Origin of the sequence: Inhella sp. (assembly GCF_027532025.1) — a bacterium.
Lineage (GTDB): Bacteria > Pseudomonadota > Gammaproteobacteria > Burkholderiales > Burkholderiaceae_C > Inhella.
On sequence record NZ_JAPZSY010000043.1, the window covers coordinates 1 to 1,072 of the forward strand.

Consider the following 1,072-nt stretch of genomic DNA (forward strand, 5'->3'; position numbering starts at 1 on the left):
TCATGGGTCAATGCCGTTCGCCCTGAGCCTGTCGAAGGGCTGGAAATCCGCTCATTGCCGGCTGAGGCCGGGGGCTTCGACAGGCTCAGCCCGAACGGAAAAAAGATCAGGGTGCCAGATACGTTGCGAGTTTCTGCCCCAGTACGTCCGCAGCCTCCTGCCACGTCACGGATACGCCAATTGTACGAAGGTCTGTGGTTTTCAGCCCCACATAACCGCAAGGGTTGATGCGCGAGAAGGGTTCCAGGTCCATCGCCACGTTGAGCGCCACCCCGTGGTAGGTGCAATGCCGGCTGACTTTGATGCCCAAAGCGGCGATCTTGCCCAGGCCGCGGAAGGGGTCTATCGGGTTGACGGGGCCGGGATTCGCCGCCGGGCCGCCCCAAGGGGAATCAGCCCCCTCGGGGGGCAGCGACCCGCGCAGCGGCGGAGCGTGGGGGCTCTTGAGTACTGAGTGGGAAGCCGGGTCGTCCAGCCGGACATAGATGCCGGGCGAGCCCGTCACGCGATGCCCGGTGACGCCGAAATGCGCCAGGGTCTTGATGACCGACTCTTCGATGCGGTAGACGTATTCCTTGACGTAATAGCCCGCGCGCTTCAGGTCGATCAGCGGGTAGGCGACCACCTGGCCGGGGCCGTGGTACGTCACCTGGCCGCCGCGGTTGGTCTGCACCACCGGAATGCTGCCGGGGTTCAAAACATGGTCGCTTTTGCCCGCGAGCCCCTGGGTGTAAACCGGCGGGTGCTCACAAATCCATAGCTGGTCGCCCATATCCTGTGCGGGCTGCAGGCCGATTTCGCTTGAAACCGCGGCGCTGCGCGCCGCCGTGAAGGCTTGCATGGCTTCGTAGGTCGGGAGGTAGTCGACCCTACCCAGGGCGCGCATCAACATAGGCCGGCCGCCGCGCCGGGCCGCCCCAAGCAAGGCCAGCCCCCTCGGGGGGCAGCGACCCGCGCAACGGCGGAGCGTGGGGGGGACATGTCGACCTGCATGGCGGCGCTTCTCTGTCTTATTTAGAGCACGACCTTGACCATCGGATGCGTCGACAGCGTGCGGTAGAGCTCGTCGAGC

Annotated in this window: 1 protein-coding gene; it reads right to left on the bottom strand. The window is 65.4% G+C overall.

The features are described 5' to 3' along the window. Positions 1-106 precede the first annotated feature (106 nt). Entirely contained in the window at positions 107-892 is a 786-nt protein-coding gene (lipB, locus tag O9335_RS07480) for a lipoyl(octanoyl) transferase LipB (RefSeq protein ID WP_298385913.1), read from the bottom strand. Positions 893-1,072 lie beyond the last annotated feature (180 nt).

What these genes read in the sequence shown, in the direction of transcription:
- lipB (WP_298385913.1), bottom strand. Translation starts at nt 892, where the DNA reads ATGTTGATGCGCGCCCTGGGTAGGGTCGACTACCTCCCGACCTACGAA.